This window comes from Wenzhouxiangella psychrophila, from assembly GCF_042310375.1.
Taxonomy (GTDB): domain Bacteria; phylum Pseudomonadota; class Gammaproteobacteria; order Xanthomonadales; family Wenzhouxiangellaceae; genus Wenzhouxiangella.
Genome location: NZ_JBHJMQ010000002.1, coordinates 245,952 through 262,837, shown reverse-complemented (window position 1 = coordinate 262,837; position 16,886 = coordinate 245,952). Strand labels below are relative to the sequence as shown.

13 protein-coding genes are annotated in these 16,886 nt (G+C 62.8%); 7 read left to right on the top strand and 6 right to left on the bottom strand.

The genetic code is table 11. The features are described from left to right. Window positions 1-20: 20 nt before the first annotated feature. Both clpA and clpS read right to left on the bottom strand, forming a co-directional pair. A complete protein-coding gene (gene clpA / locus ACDC66_RS03845) occupies window positions 21-2,297 on the bottom strand; it encodes an ATP-dependent Clp protease ATP-binding subunit ClpA (RefSeq protein ID WP_376695355.1) in 2,277 nt (758 codons plus the stop codon). Between the two features lie 83 nt (window positions 2,298-2,380). Continuing rightward, window positions 2,381-2,716: an ATP-dependent Clp protease adapter ClpS gene (gene clpS / locus ACDC66_RS03840; RefSeq protein ID WP_376695354.1), complete on the bottom strand. Its 336-nt coding sequence runs from the start codon at window positions 2,714-2,716 to the stop codon at window positions 2,381-2,383. Window positions 2,717-2,897: 181 nt separating this feature from the next. Here clpS and ACDC66_RS03835 point away from each other — a divergent pair, with 181 nt between their 5' ends. Further along, window positions 2,898-3,518, top strand: coding sequence for an ATPase domain-containing protein (locus ACDC66_RS03835; protein ID WP_376695353.1), 621 nt, complete (start codon window positions 2,898-2,900; stop codon window positions 3,516-3,518). A gap of 49 nt (window positions 3,519-3,567) precedes the next feature. Here ACDC66_RS03835 and aceA read toward each other — a convergent pair whose 3' ends face one another. Together aceA and aceB are read right to left on the bottom strand one after the other, a co-directional pair. After that, entirely contained in the window at window positions 3,568-4,863 is a 1,296-nt protein-coding gene (aceA, locus tag ACDC66_RS03830; RefSeq protein ID WP_376695352.1) for an isocitrate lyase, read from the bottom strand. A gap of 31 nt (window positions 4,864-4,894) precedes the next feature. Further along, complete coding sequence (gene aceB / locus ACDC66_RS03825; protein WP_376695351.1) at window positions 4,895-6,520, bottom strand: malate synthase A; 1,626 nt, start codon at window positions 6,518-6,520, stop codon at window positions 4,895-4,897. Window positions 6,521-6,653: 133 nt separating this feature from the next. Here aceB and ACDC66_RS03820 point away from each other — a divergent pair, with 133 nt between their 5' ends. The 4 genes from ACDC66_RS03820 to acnA all read left to right on the top strand — a co-directional run bounded on the left by ACDC66_RS03820 (window position 6,654) and on the right by acnA (window position 12,598). Then, a complete protein-coding gene (locus tag ACDC66_RS03820; RefSeq protein WP_376695350.1) occupies window positions 6,654-7,559 on the top strand; it encodes a LysR family transcriptional regulator in 906 nt (301 codons plus the stop codon). 420 nt (window positions 7,560-7,979) lie between these two features. Beyond that, entirely contained in the window at window positions 7,980-9,116 is a 1,137-nt protein-coding gene (gene mnmA, locus ACDC66_RS03815) for a tRNA 2-thiouridine(34) synthase MnmA (protein ID WP_376695349.1), read from the top strand. Further along, window positions 9,113-9,724, top strand: coding sequence for a high frequency lysogenization protein HflD (hflD, locus tag ACDC66_RS03810; protein ID WP_376695348.1), 612 nt, complete (start codon window positions 9,113-9,115; stop codon window positions 9,722-9,724). Before mnmA ends, hflD begins: the two co-directional genes overlap by 4 nt. A 129-nt stretch (window positions 9,725-9,853) precedes the next feature. Beyond that, window positions 9,854-12,598 carry an aconitate hydratase AcnA gene (acnA, locus tag ACDC66_RS03805; RefSeq protein WP_376695347.1) on the top strand — a complete coding sequence of 915 codons (2,745 nt, stop codon included), beginning with the start codon at window positions 9,854-9,856 and terminating at the stop codon, window positions 12,596-12,598. Window positions 12,599-12,704: 106 nt separating this feature from the next. Here the strand turns inward: acnA and ACDC66_RS03800 are convergent, their stop codons facing one another. Beyond that, window positions 12,705-13,193: an Lrp/AsnC family transcriptional regulator gene (locus tag ACDC66_RS03800; RefSeq protein ID WP_376695346.1), complete on the bottom strand. Its 489-nt coding sequence runs from the start codon at window positions 13,191-13,193 to the stop codon at window positions 12,705-12,707. Between the two features lie 83 nt (window positions 13,194-13,276). Here ACDC66_RS03800 and ACDC66_RS03795 point away from each other — a divergent pair, with 83 nt between their 5' ends. Continuing rightward, window positions 13,277-14,521, top strand: a complete 1,245-nt coding sequence (locus tag ACDC66_RS03795) for a trans-sulfuration enzyme family protein (protein ID WP_376695345.1) — start codon at window positions 13,277-13,279, stop codon at window positions 14,519-14,521. Here the strand turns inward: ACDC66_RS03795 and ACDC66_RS03790 are convergent. Next, the gene (locus ACDC66_RS03790; RefSeq protein ID WP_376695344.1) at window positions 14,433-14,906 is read right to left on the bottom strand and encodes a Crp/Fnr family transcriptional regulator; all 474 of its coding nucleotides are present in this window, start codon (window positions 14,904-14,906) and stop codon (window positions 14,433-14,435) included. The two genes, ACDC66_RS03795 and ACDC66_RS03790, sit on opposite strands and share 89 nt — an antisense overlap. A gap of 157 nt (window positions 14,907-15,063) precedes the next feature. On the opposite strand from ACDC66_RS03790, the gene ACDC66_RS03785 reads away from it, so the two are divergent. Further along, window positions 15,064-16,854 (top strand): acyl-CoA dehydrogenase C-terminal domain-containing protein, encoded by a 1,791-nt coding sequence (locus tag ACDC66_RS03785; protein ID WP_376695343.1) that lies wholly within the window; start codon window positions 15,064-15,066, stop codon window positions 16,852-16,854. Window positions 16,855-16,886: the final 32 nt, after the last annotated feature.

Genomic DNA, 16,886 nt, shown 5'->3' with positions numbered 1-16,886 from the left:
TAAATCACGCGGCCGGCCGCCTACTCGGCGACCGGTGCTGCAGCCGTCGAGCTTCGGCAATCCAGCGCCAGACCACTGCCGTCCTCGCGGACAGTAACCTCGACTTCCCCGCCTTCGGACAGGTCGCCGAACAGCAGTTCGTCGGCCAGCGGCCGCTTGATGTGCTCCTGGATAATGCGCTTCATCGGCCGCGCGCCCATTTTCTCGTCGAAGCCGTGTTCGGCCAGCCACTCGCGTGCGGCCGTGCTGACCTCGATGCTCACACCCTTGTCGGCAAGCTGGTTTTCCATCTCCATCAGGAACTTGTCGACAACCCGCATGACCACCTCGATCGGCAGCGAGCGGAACTGGATTATGGCGTCCAGGCGGTTGCGGAACTCCGGCGTGAACTGCTTGCGAATAGCCTCCATGCCATCGGTCGTGTTGTCCGAAGGCATGAAACCGATGCCGCGGCGGCTCATCATCTCGGCGCCGGCGTTGGTCGTCATCACCAGGATCACGTTGCGGAAGTCGGCCGTGCGCCCGTTGGCGTCGGTCAGTTTGCCGTGGTCCATGATCTGTAGCAGCAGGTTGTAGACATCCGGGTGCGCTTTCTCGATTTCGTCGAGTAGCAGCACGGCATGCGGCGTCTGCGTAACCGCCTCGGTCAGCAAGCCGCCCCGATCGAAGCCCACATAGCCCGGGGGTGCGCCGACCAGGCGCGAGACGGTGTGCGCTTCCATGTACTCCGACATGTCGAAGCGAATCAGTTCGATGCCCATGGTCATGGCCAGCTGGCGCGTGACCTCGGTCTTGCCCACGCCCGTCGGCCCGGCAAACAGGAAGCTGCCGATGGGCCGGTCCACGTCGGCCAGTCCCGAGCGCGACATCTTGATCGCCGAGGCCAGGGTCGAGATCGCCTCGTCCTGCCCGAAGACCACCATGTTGAGGTCGCGTTCGAGCGTCTCGAGCGCATCGCGATCCGAGCGCGAGACCTGGCGCGGCGGAATACGCGCCATCTTGGCGATGACTTCCTCGATTTCGGTCACGCCGATCTGTTCGGCGCGCTCGTCCTCTGGCTTGAGCCGCTCGCGCGCTCCGGCCTCGTCGATGACGTCGATAGCCTTGTCCGGCAGGTGACGGTCGTTGATATGGCGCGAGGACAGCTGGGCCGCCGCCTCGAGCGCTTCGGGGGTGTAGGTCACCCCGTGATGCTCTTCGAAGCGGTACTTGAGTCCGTTGAGAATCTCGATGGTCTCACCCACCGACGGCTCGACGATATCGATCTTCTGGAAGCGACGGGCCAGCGCGCGGTCTTTCTCGAACACGCCGCGGTATTCCTCGAAGGTGGTCGAGCCGATGCAGCGCAACTCACCATTGGCGAGAACGGGCTTGATCAGGTTGGAGGCGTCCATGACGCCGCCCGAAGCGGCGCCGGCGCCGATGATGGTGTGGATCTCGTCGATGAACAAGACCGCCTTCTCGTGCGCCTTGAGTTCGGCGAGTACGGCCTTGAGCCGCTTTTCGAAGTCGCCGCGGTACTTGGTGCCGGCCAGCAGGGCGCCCAGGTCCAGCGCCCAGATTTCGGCATCGTGCAGCACTTCCGGCACTTCCTCTCGCACGATCCTCAGCGCCAGTCCCTCGGCCAGTGCGGTCTTGCCCACGCCGGACTCGCCGACGTAGAGCGGATTGTTCTTGCGCCGGCGGCACAGGATCTGGATGGTGCGCTCGACTTCCAGCGCCCGGCCGATCAGCGGGTCGATCTTGTCCGCTTTCGCGCGCTCATTCAGGTTGGTGGCATAGTTGGCCAGCGCCGACTTCTCGTCTTCCGGGCTGCCCTCTGCCGCCTGCGCCGCTTCCGCACCGGCCTGGGGGCCGGTCTCGTCGGTCTTGGCGATGCCGTGCGACAGGTAGTTAACCACATCCAGCCGTGCCATGTCCTGCTTGCCCAGAAGATAGACGGCGTGTGAGTCCTTTTCGCTGAAAATCGCCACCAGCACGTTGGCGCCGAGCACTTCCTTCTTCTCGGCCGACTGCACGTGGTAGAGCGCTCGCTGGAGCACCCGCTGGAAGCCGATGGTGGGCTGCGTGTCGCGCTGATCGCCCTCGGAGAGCACCGGCACGGACTCGTTCAGCGCATGATCGAGCTCGTGTCCGAGCAGCTGGATATCGACGCCACAGGCCAGCAGCACCTCCCGCGCTGACTCGTTGTCGAGCAGCGCGAGCAGCAAGTGCTCCACGGTGAGGAATTCGTGTCGCTTGCTGCGGGCCGTGTGATAGGCCTGCGAAATGGAAAGTTCAAGTTCCTTGCTGAACATCTGGGCAACCTTGCGCGTGCGGCAATTCGTGTGACTTCAAAATGGTCAGACCCTGAGCTCGGCCGATGATTCCACGACCGGTCTCAGTCATCGGTCTCCTCCAAGGTGCACTGTAGCGGGTGCTCGTGCTCACGAGCGTAGTCATTGACCATCACCACCTTGGTTTCGGCGATTTCGTACGTGTAAATACCGGCCACGCCGCGCCCGCGGGTGTGCACGTGCAGCATGATGCTCGTGGCTTTGTCCCGCGAGAGACTGAAAAAGCGCTGCAGGACCTCGACCACGAACTCCATCGGGGTGAAATCATCGTTGAGGATGACGACCTTGTAGAGCGGCGGTTTGCGCACCTTCGGCCGCGCTTCCTGCAGGGCGAGGCCCTCACCGCTGTTGGGGTCTGAATGGTGTTCCTTTTCGCTCATCGGCTGTGGCAGTACGTGGCATTTGCTGGTCTCATCATACTGCGGCAGCCGTGAGGGCTTTTCAAGCGCCCGGCCCCGAGTTGACCTGCCCGCGGCAGGCACCGCATGAGCACTACATTAAGTAATTGTAATATCTTTGCAATTGCTTACGGGAAGTGGCACGCTCGACACATTAATTACGGTGGAGCTTAGGGTATCGCGGGATGCAATTCGCATTGCAAGCGCAATCTACCGGGGCTCGAGCACGCTGATATCCGGTCGGCCCGGCACCACCAAGAGAACGCTGGAAGCCAGCTTCGCGGCGGCAGCGGCCGAACGTGAGGAACGCACGCTGTATGTATGCTTCGACGAAATCGAAGCACCCAATGTGCGCAACCTGACTTCCGTGGGCATCGACCTTCAGCCGCACATCGACGCCGGCCGGATTCGCTTTTACGACCTGTCGGCCTGGTCGGCCCTGATCAGTGAGCATTTTCTTCATATCCAGCGCCTGATCGAGGCGTTCGAACCGCACTGTCTCATCATCGACCCGGTTTCAGCCCTGATGAGGCCGCCGGTTCCGAGGGCCCCCGGTCCGGAATCGAACGGTTGCTCGCTCTCGCGCGCGGCAGGGGTATCACGACAGTCCTCACTTCTGGAAATCGACCTGCTCGCCCACCCGGAGCAATCGGTCAGCCTGTCGGTTTTCGCCACGCCCGCGCTGCTGAGAACGGGCGAGGACGGACAGATTTCGGTGCTCTACGGCGATCTTTCCAACGAACGCAAGCTGCTCGATTTTCTGGGCGATATCGAGAGCTCGTAACCGCACGACTGCCGCAGCAGCCGTGCGGGATTCAGAGTTTCCTCAGGTCTCAGGCGCTTTTGGCGTCGTCGAACTGGTCTTCTTCGGTCGATCCCGACAGTGCGCCGATCGATGACTGGCCGCCGCTGATCGCCTGTGCCAACTCGTCGAAATAGCCGGTACCGACTTCGCGCTGATGACGGGTGGCGGTATAGCCCTGCGATTCGGCGTCGAATTCCGCCTGCTGCAGCTCTACGTAAGCCGACATCTGGCGTTCCTTGTAGCCGCGTGCGAGCTGGAACATGCTGTGATTGAGCGCGTGGAAGCCGGCCAGGGTGATGAACTGGAACTTGTATCCCATCGCGCCCAGCTCCTTCTGGAACTTCGCAATCTCGGCGTCGGACAGGTTCTTCCTCCAGTTGAAGCTCGGCGAGCAGTTGTAGGCCAGCAGCTTGTCGGGGTACTCGGCGTGGATGGCCTCGGCGAACTGCTTCGCCTCGCCCAGGTCCGGCTTCGAGGTCTCGCACCAGACCAGATCCGAATAAGGCGCATAGGCCAGGCCGCGGGCGATGGCCTGATCGAGACCCGCCCGGGTATGGTAGAAGCCTTCGGACGTGCGCTCGCCGGTGATGAAGCCCTGATCGGCCTCGTCAATATCGGAAGTTAGCAGGCTGGCGCCCATGGCGTCGGTCCGGGCGATGATGATCGTCGGAACGTTGGCGATGTCGGCGGCCAGCCGTGCGGCCACGAGTTTCTGCACCGCTTCACTGGTCGGCACGAGCACCTTGCCGCCCATGTGGCCGCACTTCTTGGCCGAGGCGAGCTGGTCCTCGAAATGCACGCCGGCGGCACCGGCGTCGATCATGTCTTTCATCAGTTCATGGGCATTGAGCACGCCGCCGAAGCCGGCTTCGGCATCGGCCACGATGGGCGCGAACCAGTCGATGTCGCCCTTGCCTTCGGCAGACTGGATCTGGTCGGCGCGCTGGAAGGTGTTGTTGATGCGTCGAACCACCGACGGCACGGAGTTGGCCGGATACAGGGACTGGTCGGGATACATCTGGCCGGCGATATTGGCGTCGGCGGCCACCTGCCAGCCCGACAGGTAGATGGCTTTCAGGCCGGCCCGGACCTGCTGCATGGCCTGGTTGCCTGTCAGCGCGCCGAGCGCGTTGACGAAGTCTTCTTCCTGCATCAGCTTCCAGAGCTTTTCCGAACCCATGCGGGCCAGGGTGTGCTCGATGGTGACGCTGCCGCGAAGGCGCACGACCTCGTTGGCGTCGTACGGCCGCTCCACGCCCTTCCAGCGCGGGTTCTCCAGCCAGTCGCGTTCCATCTCGATGATCGGGGTGACGTCCTTGTTCATGCTCTTGCTCCGGTAAGGGCGGTCTTTCAGTTCAGTCCAGCCGGTCATAGCCCGGCAGGGTCAGAAATTCGACGAAGTCGTCATCGGCGGTGACTTCGTAAATCAATTCGGCCGCGCGCAGGAAATGCCCGTCGGAAAATGCCTCGTCGCCGACGTCGGCACGGATCTTCTCCAGCTCCTCGCCCTGCCAGCGGCGAATCAGGTCGAGGTCGATGTCGCGGCCGTCCTCGAGCACGCCGCGGGCGTGCCGGGCCCATTGCCACAGCTGGGCGCGGGCGATTTCGGCGGTGGCGGCATCCTCCATCAGGTGATTGATCGGCACGCAGCCCTGCCCGCCCAGCCAGGCGCCCATGTAGCGAATGGCCACGTTGATATTGCCCCTGACGCCGGCCTCGGTGATCGTCCCGTCGCAGGGGGCGACCAGGTCGGCCGCACTGACTTCGACATCGTCGCGCAGGCGGTGGAGCTGGTTGGGCTTGTCGCCGAGCTGCTCGTCAAAGATTTCCTTTGCCAGTGGAATCAGGCCCGGGTGCGCCACCCAGGTGCCGTCGTGGCCGTCGCCGGCCTCGCGCTGCTTGTCCTCGCGCACTTTCTGGATGGCCGCCTCGTTGGCCGCCTCGTCCCCCTTGATGGGAATCTGTGCGGCCATGCCGCCCATGGCGAATGCGCCGCGACGATGGCAGGTCTTGATCAGAAGCTGTGAATAGGCCCTGAGAAACGGCACGGTCATAACGACCTGCACGCGATCGGGAAGCACCTTGTCGGCATGCGCCCGGAAACGCTTGATATAACTGAAAATATAATCCCAGCGTCCGCAATTGAGCCCGACGATTCGGCTCTTGAGCGCGTGCAGGATTTCATCCATCTCGAAGACCGCGGTGATGGTCTCGATAAGGACGGTGACCTTGATGGTGCCGGGCTCGAGTTCCAGCGCGCCCTCGATATCGGTCAGCACCCGTTCCCACAATTCGGCCTCTTGCCGGTTCTCCAGCTTGGGCAGGTACAGGTAGGGGCCGCTGCCCTGGTCGATGAGCGCACGAGCATTGTTATAGAGATAGACCGCCGCATCGAATATGCCGCCCGGGACAGCTCGACCGTCGACTTGCACGTGCTTTTCGTCGAGATGCCAGCCGCGGGGACGCACGATCAGCACCGCCGGATCCGGTTCGAGTCGATAGTGCTTGCCGTTTTCGGCGATGAATTCGATATTGCGGCGCACGGCATCGAACAGGTTGACCTGCCCATCGACCATGTTGCCCCAGGTCGGCGTCGAGGAATCCTCGAAGTCGGCCATGAACACCTTGGCGCCGGAATTGAGCGCGTTGATGATCATCTTGCGGTCGACCGGGCCGGTGATTTCTATACGCCGGTCTCGAAGGTCCTCGGGAATCGGCGCCACTTTCCAGTCGGACTCGCGGATAGCGGCGGTCTCGTCGGGAAAATCGGGCACCGCGCCCTCGTCGAGACGGGCCTGGAGCGCCTGACGGGCCTCGAGCAAGGCATCGACCCGACCGCGATAGCGGCTGCCCAGACGAACCAGCAGCCGGCGCAGCCCGTTGGAGAAAAGCGGTTTCGCCGCCGCGGGCAATTCCCGGCTCAGCGTTAGTTGCCGGGATTCGGCCTGGTCGAGATCGTGATGCTGGGACTGCTTGTTCATCGGCACCCATTCCGTGGCGTATGGATGAGTCAAGACTAGGCACTCAGCTACTATTTGTCGAATTAAATCTTCTGATGTTATATATTGCTTTATGTAATACTTAACACTCCACACCGAACACTTTGCACGTTCCATGGCCTACAAAGGCAATCTTCTCAAGCACCTGCGCGCATTCATCCAGACGGCGAGAACAGGCAGTGTCTCCGCGGCCGCCGAGCGCTTGTTCCTGAGCCAGCCGTCCGTCAGCCAGCAGATTCGGGCACTCGAAGAAGAACTGGGTCGCTCCCTGTTCGAACGGCACGGCCCTCGGCTGCAACTCACGCCCGCCGGCAAGGCCCTGCTGGAAATGGCGCGCCCGCTGGTCGACCGCCTCGACGCCCTGCCCGACGAGTTCCAGCGCCGCTACGGCTCGCTCGACACCGGCGAGATCCGTGTCGCGGCAGGTGAGTCGACCATCCTGCACCTGCTGCCCTCGCTGATGATGCGTTTCCGACGCAAGCACCCCGGTATTTTCGTACACCTGCACAACGTCACTGGCGCCGACGGCCTGGGCATGATTCGCAACGACGATGTCGATTTCGCCGTCGGCTCAATGCTGGATGTACCCGACGACATCGACTACCGGCCGATCTGGCACTTCAACCCGGCGCTGATCATGAGCCGCGACCACCCGCTGGCGCGACGCCGGGATATCGACCTGACCGATATCAGCCCGCACGGCCTGATCCTGCCGCCGCGCCGGCTCAGCACCTACCAGCTGGTCGACCTGGTCTTCCAGAAGCACGGCCTGCCCTTCCGGGTAAACCTGGAAGTCGGCGGCTGGGAGGTGATCAAGCGCTACGTCGCGCTCGGCATGGGGATATCGATTGTCACCAGCATCTGCCTGACCGAAACCGACCGCAAGCAGCTGGCGGTGCGCGACATGAGCCGCTATTTTCCGAGCCGATCCTACGGGGTGGTGCTGCGCCGGGGCGCCTACCTCTCACCCCAGGCCGAGCGCTTTATCGATCTGATGAGCCCGGATTTGTTCGGGGAGTGATTTTTGCGCGCGGGATGGTGTTGGAGTTGCCGCGGGCAGTGCCAGGCGAGGATTGGAGTTGCCACGGGCAGTGCCGGGCGAAATGGGCCCCTGAATGATGTACGGCCCGGCGGGCACGTCCCGCCTGGAGTCGTTTGGTTGCCAAAATAATTTGCATCGCTAAGGCTTCACGACCACTGCAACCAGCAAGGTAAACGGTTCTCTAAAGCCGAAAATAACGGAGAGGCTGCCGCATCATGCAGGAACCCATTTCGCCCGACACCACCCGCTCTGACAGGTTGGGTGGCTATTCACGCTGAGCGGCGGCCTCCTCCAACCTTACAGGTGGTGAGTGGTGGGTGCTCACCACCCCGCCCGCACAATCAAGTAGCCTGACAGCAACCCTCGCAAACCACCAACCTCAACCCCATATCGACGAACATGAGTGATCTGATCATGGTGGCCATGTCCGGCGGGGTGGATTCGTCCACCGTGGCTTGGCTGTTGAAGCAACAGGGCCAGAATATCGCCGGCATGTTCATGAAGAACTGGGAAGAAGAAGACACCGTCAGCGGCTGCACGGCCGAGGACGATGCCGCCGATGCGCGGCAAGTGGCCGAAATCCTGGGTATAGACCTCCACGGCCGCAACTTCGCCGCCGAATACTGGGACGACGTGTTTGAGCACTTCCTGGCCGAACTCAAGGCCGGGCGCACCCCCAACCCGGACATCCTGTGCAACCGCGAGATCAAGTTCCGGACCTTCGTCGAACATGCCCACGACCTGGGCGCGAAAGCCATCGCGACCGGCCACTACGCGCGCCGCCGCGACAATGCCGACGGCACGGTCTCCCTGCTCAAGGGCGTCGACCACAACAAGGACCAGAGCTATTTTCTCTACGCCCTCGACCAGGAGCAGTTGTCGCACGCAATGTTTCCGCTGGGCGAACTGACCAAGCCCGAAGTGCGCGAACTGGCCGAGCGCGCAGACCTGCCGGTGGCCGCCAAGAAGGACTCGACCGGCATCTGTTTCATCGGCGAGCGCAACTTCGATGCGTTCATCGCCAACTACCTGGACGCCGAACCGGGCGAGATCCGCACCTGCGACGGCACGCCGATCGGCACCCACCAGGGCTTGATTCACTACACGCTGGGCCAGCGCAAGGGGCTGAACATCGGCGGGCTCAAGGACTTTCCCGAAGCGCCCTGGTACGTCACCTACAAGGATATCGAGAACAACGTGCTCTATGCCGAGCAGCAAACCGACCATCCGACTCTGATGTCGACCGAGCTGGAGGCCTCGCAACTCAACTGGATCGGTCGCCGACCGGGTGAAGATGCGCACTTGCAGGCTAAGGTACGTTACCGTCAACCGGATCAGGCCTGCACAGTCAAGGCCGTGGACGAGGATCGACTGGTGCTCGCCTTCAAGCGCCCGCAGCGGGCGGTTACCCCCGGACAGGCCGTGGTTCTTTATGATGGCGAGGAATGCCTGGGTGGCGGCACCATCACCGCGAATAATGCGCCGCTGCCCGAACAGATCCGCAAACCCAAGCACACGGAACCCGTCAACGCATGAGAGACGCCACCATTGCCTTCGCCGGCATGCTGCAGGCCAGTGAGCTGGTCCGGCAGATCGCCACTTCCGGCACCTGCTCCGGCCAGGCCGCCCAGGCCAGCGTAGCCAGCATATTCAACCGCAACCCCGAGGCCACCGAAGACGCCTACGGCGGCCTCGGCGGCGTGCGGATGGGATTACGCGTGATGACCGAGCTGTTCAGCGCCCGCAGCAATCACGAAAGCCTGCAGTCACTCAACTATGCACTGGGGCTGGCCAAGCTGGGCAAACAGGTGCGGCGCGACAACAAGCGGCTCGACGCCATCGGCGAAGAACTCGCGCTGGTCGAGAAGGCCTGGCACGATGCGGACGAAATGCTTGACGACAGCGTGACCTCGCAACTGGCCGACATCTACCAGCGTCACATCTCGACCCTGGGCTTCAGGCTGTCGATCAATGGCCAGCCTGAATACCTCAAGCAGCCCGAAAAGGTCGCCTTTGTACGCACCCTGCTCTTTGCCGGGCTGCGATCGGCGATTCTCTGGCACCAGGTCGGCGGCCGCCAGTGGCGGCTCGTCTTCCAGCGCGGAAAGATGCTGGAGCAGGCCCGCTCACTGCTGACGGCCTGAGCGGCGCTTCCACCGGCTGCCGCGAAATCACCCGGCAAGCGCGTGCTAAAATCAAGGACTGGCTCCGGGGGCGTCTCGGATGTTGTCAACGTCGCCCGGTTCACCCGATTATCACTGGAGGAGAGTCCCATGCGTGACGAGTTCGGCTGTCTCGATCACTTCAAGGCCAACGGCAAGGAATACGGCTTTTACAGCCTGCCCAGGCTGGCCGAACAACACCAACAGGTCAAGAAGCTGCCCTACTCGCTTCGCATCCTGCTGGAAAACCTGATGCGCTTCGAAGACGGCGACAACATCACGACCGACGATGTCGCCGCGCTGGCCGAGTGGGATCCGGACTCCGAACCGAACAGGGAAATTTCCTTCACGCCCGCCCGCGTCGTCCTGCAGGACTTCACCGGCGTGCCAGCCATTGTTGACCTGGCCGCCATGCGCGAGGCCATGAAAGCACTCGGCGGCAAGGCCGACCGCATCAACCCGCTCTCACCCGCCGAACTGGTCATTGACCACTCCATTCAGGTCGACAGCTACGGGCAGGCCGATTCGCTCGATCTCAACAACCAGATCGAGTTCAAGCGCAACAAGGAACGCTATGCTTTCCTGCGCTGGGGCCAGGGCGCCTTCGACAATTTCAAGGTCGTGCCACCCAACACCGGCATCGTCCACCAGGTCAACCTGGAACATCTCTCGCGCGTCGTTTTCGACGGTGAAGTCGACGGCCAGCCCATGGCCTGGCCCGACACCCTGGTGGGCACCGATTCACACACCACCATGATCAATGGTCTCGGCATCCTCGGCTGGGGTGTCGGCGGCATCGAGGCCGAGGCCGCTATGCTGGGACAGCCGATCTCGATGCTGATTCCGCAGGTCATCGGCTTCAAGCTGACCGGCAAACTGCCGGAAGGCACCACGGCCACCGACCTGGTCCTGACGATCACCGAAATGCTGCGCGAGAAAGGCGTGGTCGGCAAGTTCGTCGAGTTCTTCGGCCATGGCTTGTCGCATCTGCCGCTGGCCGACCGGGCGACCATCGGCAACATGTCGCCGGAGTTCGGCTCCACCTGCGCCATCTTCCCGATCGACGAGGAGACCATTCGCTACCTCGAACTCTCCGGCCGCAGCAAGGAACGCCTGGAACTGGTGGAAACCTATGCACGGGCCCAGGACTTCTGGCGCGATGACGAAGATCCCGACCCGGTATACAGCGACGTGCTCGAACTCAACCTGGGAGACGTCGTCCCCAGCCTGGCCGGCCCCAAGCGGCCGCAGGATCGCGTGTTGCTGAGTGAGGCCAAGGACACCTTCGTGCACCAGCTTTCGGACATGACCAAGTCTCGTGACAACGAGCGCGACTGTGAAATGGATCGCTTCGCTGGCGAAGGCGGTGGTACGGCCGTGGGCGCAGCCGAGATTCCCGGTGCGGCCGAAGTCGAGTACAAGGACCAGACCTTCATCCTCAAGGACGGCGCAGTCGTCATTGCCGCCATCACCTCCTGCACCAACACGTCCAACCCGGCGGTCATGCTCGGCGCCGGCATAATGGCACGCAACGCCCGGGAGAAGGGCCTCAACGTCAAGCCCTGGGTCAAGACCTCGCTCGCTCCCGGCTCCAAGGTCGTCACCGACTACCTTGAAAAGTCCGGGCTGGACGACGACCTCGAGGCCCTGGGCTTCTACACGGTCGGCTACGGCTGCACCACCTGCATCGGCAACTCGGGCCCGTTGCCCGAGCCGGTCGAGGAGGCCATCAAGGAGCACGAAATGGTGGTCTGCTCGGTGCTGTCCGGCAACCGAAATTTCGAGGGTCGTATCCATCCCGAGGTCAAGATGAACTACCTGGCCTCGCCACCGTTGGTGGTGGCCTATGCCCTTGCCGGCCGCATGGATATCGACCTCGTCAACGAACCGCTGGGCGAGGATCCCGACGGCAATCCAGTCTACCTCAAGGACATCTGGCCGGATGCACACGAGATCCAGGATTTCATCCAGTCGAATGTCACCACCGAAATGTTCTCAAAGGAATACAGCCACGTCTTCGAAGGCGACGAACTGTGGAAAAGCATGGACACGCCAACCGGCGAGATGTTCGACTGGGACGAGGACTCCACTTACGTGCGCAACCCGCCCTTCTTCGAGGGCATGGATATGGAGCCCGAGCCGATCGGTGATATCACCGGCGCACGGGTGCTGGCCAAGCTGGGTGATTCGGTCACCACTGACCACATTTCGCCGGCCGGCGCCATCAAGCCCGACTCCCCGGCCGGCCGCTACCTGCAGGAAAAGGGCATCCACCCGGCCGACTTCAACTCCTACGGCTCGCGCCGTGGCAACCACGAGGTCATGATGCGCGGTACCTTCGCCAACGTGCGCATCAAGAACCAGGTCGCACCGGATACCGAAGGCGGATTCACCACCTACTTCCCGGACGACGAAGTCATGCCGATCTACGATGCGGCCATGAAGTACCAGGAAGACGGTACACCGCTGGTGGTACTCGCCGGCAAGGAGTACGGCTCGGGATCATCGCGCGACTGGGCGGCCAAGGGCACGCGACTTCTGGGCGTGAAGGCCGTGATCGCCGCCAGTTTCGAGCGCATCCACCGCTCCAACCTGATCGGAATGGGCGTGCTGCCGCTGACCTTCGCCGAAGGCGAGGATGCCGACAGCCTCGGCCTGGACGGCACGGAAACCTTCGACATCACCGGACTCGAGGACGGGACCGAGAAGGAAGTCGAGGTCAAGGCGACCCATCCGGAAGGCAAGGAAACGACCTTCAAGGCCAAGGTGCGCCTGGATACGCCGAAGGAAATCGAGTACTACAAGAACGGCGGCATCCTGCATTACGTGCTACGGAACATGGCGAAGGCGGCCTGACCTGCCTTCAAGTCAACTTTGAAGCAAAGGCCCGCCACTGGCGGGCCTTTTTCGTTGTGGGATCACGGATCGCAGGGCGCTATCGGGCAGGCGCCCCACTTTCCACTCACTCCTCTTCCAGATCAAGGTAAACCGGCAACTCGTGATTCCGCCGGTGGGCGAAGATGAGCTGGGTTTCGATGTGGTCGACCTCGGGGCGCTCGGTAAACGCCGACAAGGCCAGCTCACGCAAGTGGGCCGAATCCCGTACGGCCACGTGAACCAGGTAGTCGTTGGCGCCGGCCACGTGGAAGATGGTGACCACCTCGGTCACGGAGTCCAGATGCTTTTCGAACGCCTCCACGTCCGAGCGCGCATGCCGCGACAGGCGCACGGCCACCATCGCCTGTAGACCGATGCCCAGCGGGTCCGGATCGACGTCGGCATGGTAGCCGGTGAGAACCCGCGCCATTCGCAGGCGGCGCACCCGCTCCAGACAACTCGACTGCGCCAGCCCCGTTTTGGCGGCCAGCTCCTTGTTGGATATCCGAGCATTCTTCCGCAGAAGGCGCACGATGCGCACATCTTTCGAATCTAGTTCAATATCTGGCTTCATAACCGATATTATTTCTGCTTAGAACAATAAGGCCGAATATATTCCTAGAATGGCGCCCTTTTGACAACCCGGGAGTCAGAATAATGAGCAGTTATGACCACACCACTGGTGTCCACGCCGGTCGCGAGGACCTGCGCGATCTGGGCGTCCACGCCCTGCCCGTCGACCTTTCAACCACCTATCCGCTCCGGGACCTTGCAAGCGGCACGGCAAGCCTGGACGCCCTGGTCGCCGGCCAGGCCGAAGCCGAGAACCCGGTCTACGCGCGACTGCTCAATCCCACCGTAGCGCGCTTCGAGAAGGCCCTGGCGCGACTCGAGCACGCCGAAGCCGCCGTGGGCTTCGCGTCCGGCATGGCGGCGCTGACGGCCATCGTGCTCGCCACACAGGAGCATGGTCGCGAAATCGTCGCCGTACGCCCGATTTACGGCACCAGCGATCACTTGCTCGACAGCGGGCTGCTGGGTAACCGCATTACATGGACCACGGCCGAGCGCGTCGCAGAAAGCATTTCCGACGAGACCGCATTCGTGCTGATCGAAACCCCGGCCAACCCGACCCTCGAACTGATCGACATTGCCAATGTGGTTCGCCAGGCCGGCGATGTTCCGGTGGTCGTGGACTCGACCTTCGCCACGCCGGTGCTACAGCAGCCGCTCGAGCTGGGCGCGGCGATGGTGCTGCATAGCGCGACCAAGTTTCTCGGCGGCCACGGCGACGTCATCGCCGGGGCCGTGGCCTGCAGTGAGGCCCTCGCGGCAAGACTGCGCCAGGTGCGCGTGGCCACCGGCGCGCTGATGCACCCCTGGGCGGCCTACCTGCTGCACCGCAGCCTGCCGACGCTCAAGCTGCGCATTGAACGCGCGCAGCAAACCGCCATGGATCTGGCCGGGCGGCTCGCCAATCATCCGCAAATCAAGCACGTGTACTACCCCGGCTGGAACGACACCAACCAGCGCGAATTGCTCGAGCGGCAGATGAGCGGCGGCGGCTGCATCCTGGGATTCGAGGTTGATGGCGGCTACCCGGTCGCCGCCGCGGCCATGAAGCATGTATCACTGATGACCCCGGCCGTGAGCCTGGGGTCGGTGGATACACTTATTCAGCATCCGGCCGGCCTGACCCACCGCGTCGTTTCCGAAACCGGACGTGAGTCCGGCGGCATCGGTGAGGGACTGCTGAGGCTGTCGGTCGGCCTGGAGGAAGCGGATGACTTGTGGAACGACCTCTCGGGTGCCCTCACGGCAGCCCGGCAGGCGCCCACTGATCCATCATCTTGCGCTGAGCCGATTCAAGACGCGTTCCCATCAGCGCGGAAAATCGCCTGAGCAGGGCGTAGCCGAACTTCGGCTCGGCCTCCGCTCGCTTGAGAATGGCCAGGCCGTCGAAATCGAGCACCCGGGTCGCCCCCGCGGCCCGGCAATTGAAATGCCAGCGGTAGGGCTCGATCAGCCAGGACCAGCCAAAGATCTTGGCCGGGCCCAGCCGCGTCACCTCCAGCGATGGCCCGGTCAGCGCCGGCACTTCCACGACCAGCTCCCCCTCCAGGACCAGGAAGAACCGATCGGCCGTATCGCCGTGCCTTGCCAGAAGCTGACCGTCCTCGAACCGGCTTTCGGTGGCATGTTCGGCCAGCCACTCACGATATTCCGCATCCAGCTCACCGAAGAACTCCACATTTTCCAGTTTTTTCGCAATCTCGCTTGTATTCATAGGGGACTCCGTTGGGCCGGCAACAGTATCTTTCATAACAGTGGGGGCTCGCTTGCGCCGCGTCAATTCTATCGCGCTCCTTTACGTGCTAGTCTGGTAACATACGATACCGTATGGTCATTCACTGACCGCCTGAAAACCGTCAAGGAGCCGCTGAATGCCGACCTACACCGGACCCGTCGAAGACTTCCAGTTCCTGATCAAGGAATTTCTCGATCTGGAGGTCTGCAGCGACCTCCCCTCGCTGGGAGAGCTCGACAGCGACATCATCGACGCCATATTGGGCGAGGGCGCGCGTTTTTGCCAATCGGCACTGCAGCCGCTCAATGCCCCCGGCGATGCAGCGGGCTGTCGTTTGGACGGCGATGAGGTCACGACACCCGACGGCTTTCGCGATGCGTACCGAACCTACTGCGAAAACGGCTGGCCGGGCCTGACTGCCTCGCCGGAGTTCGGCGGACAGGGTATGCCGCACATTCTCGGTATCGCCATGTCGGAGATGATCACCGCCGCCAATACCTCCTGGGGGATGTATGCCGCCCTCTCCCACGGTGCCTGGGAGCTGATCAACGCCCACGGCAACGACGCGCAGAAACGGACCTGGCTGCCGAAGATGATCTCCGGTGACTGGACCGGCACCATGAACCTGACCGAACCGCACTGCGGCACCGACCTGGGGATGGTGCGCACCCGTGCCGAACGAAAGGACGACGGCAGTTACCGCATTTTCGGCACCAAGATCTGGATCTCGGCCGGCGAACACGATTTGGCGGAGAATATCGTTCACATGGTCCTGGCGCGAACACCCGACGCGCCGGAAGGCACGCGGGGTCTGAGCCTGTTCATCGTGCCCAAGTTCCTGGTCAACGAGGACGGTGAACTCGGCGAGCGCAACACGGTGACCTGCGCCGGCCTCGATCACAAGATGGGCATCCGTGCCTCAGCCACCTGCGAGATGGTCTACGACAATGCCGTCGGCTATCTCTTTGGCGAGGAGCAGCAGGGGCTCCCGCTGATGTTTTCAATGATGAACGGCGCCCGCCTGGGCACCGGCATCCAGGGTCTCGGCCTGGCTTCGGTCGCTTACCAGAACGCGGTCGAATTCGCGCGTGAACGGCTACAGGGCCGCAGCCTCGACGGCGCGAAGTACCCCGAAAAGCCCGCCGACCCGATCATCGTGCACCCCGATGTGCGCCGCATGTTGATGACTTCGAAGGCCTTCGTCGAAGGCGCCCGTGGACTGGCCGTCTACACTGCGCTGCAGCTCGACATCGAACACAACCACCCCGATGCCGGTCAACGCGAACGCGCCAGCCACTGGGTCGCCCTGATGACGCCCATCATCAAGGCCTATTTCACTGACATGGGCTTCGAGGTCACCAGCCTGGCCATGCAGGTCCACGGCGGCGCCGGCTACATCGTCGACACCGGCGTCGAACAATTCATGCGGGATGCGCGCATCGCCCGAATCTACGAGGGCACCAACGGCATCCAGGCGCTCGACCTGGTCGGAAGAAAGCTCACGGCAGCCAATGGCGAGGTGGTCAAGTCTTTCTTCACCGAAGTCGAAGCGCTGATTGGCGCCTGCAAGGACGACGACGGCATGTCGGAGTTCATCGAACCGCTGAGCGAGGCGACGGAACAGCTCAAGAAGACAACTGCCGGGGTTTACAGCAAAATGGCCGCCGACCCGCTGGAGGCCGGCGCGGCTTCCGTGGATTACCTGCATCTTTTTGCGCTCACGGCCATGGCCTGGTCCTGGGCGGCCCAGGTTCATGCCGCTCGCAAGGCACAGGCCGCGGGGCGGATAAGCGACGCCCTGGTCGAAAACAAGACACACACCGCCCGCTTTTTCATGCGGCGCATGCTGCCCGAGACGGTCGGGCTGGTGGGCAAGATCTCGGCGGGCGCCGATACCCTCATGGCACTGGAGCAGGACGCCTTCTGAGACCTGCATTGAAGACGGCGATCTGACACAAT

Bases quoted from the DNA above. Each gene is read 5' to 3' on its own strand.
- clpA (WP_376695355.1), bottom strand. From the start codon at position 2,297: ATGTTCAGCAAGGAACTTGAACTTTCCATTTCGCAGGCCTATCACACG.
- clpS (WP_376695354.1), bottom strand. From the start codon at position 2,716: ATGAGCGAAAAGGAACACCATTCAGACCCCAACAGCGGTGAGGGCCTC.
- aceA (WP_376695352.1), bottom strand. From the start codon at position 4,863: ATGAACAAGGACGTCACCCCGATCATCGAGATGGAACGCGACTGGCTG.
- aceB (WP_376695351.1), bottom strand. From the start codon at position 6,520: ATGAACAAGCAGTCCCAGCATCACGATCTCGACCAGGCCGAATCCCGG.
- ACDC66_RS03820 (WP_376695350.1), top strand. From the start codon at position 6,654: ATGGCCTACAAAGGCAATCTTCTCAAGCACCTGCGCGCATTCATCCAG.
- mnmA (WP_376695349.1), top strand. From the start codon at position 7,980: ATGAGTGATCTGATCATGGTGGCCATGTCCGGCGGGGTGGATTCGTCC.
- hflD (WP_376695348.1), top strand. From the start codon at position 9,113: ATGAGAGACGCCACCATTGCCTTCGCCGGCATGCTGCAGGCCAGTGAG.
- acnA (WP_376695347.1), top strand. From the start codon at position 9,854: ATGCGTGACGAGTTCGGCTGTCTCGATCACTTCAAGGCCAACGGCAAG.
- ACDC66_RS03800 (WP_376695346.1), bottom strand. From the start codon at position 13,193: ATGAAGCCAGATATTGAACTAGATTCGAAAGATGTGCGCATCGTGCGC.
- ACDC66_RS03795 (WP_376695345.1), top strand. From the start codon at position 13,277: ATGAGCAGTTATGACCACACCACTGGTGTCCACGCCGGTCGCGAGGAC.
- ACDC66_RS03790 (WP_376695344.1), bottom strand. From the start codon at position 14,906: ATGAATACAAGCGAGATTGCGAAAAAACTGGAAAATGTGGAGTTCTTC.
- ACDC66_RS03785 (WP_376695343.1), top strand. From the start codon at position 15,064: ATGCCGACCTACACCGGACCCGTCGAAGACTTCCAGTTCCTGATCAAG.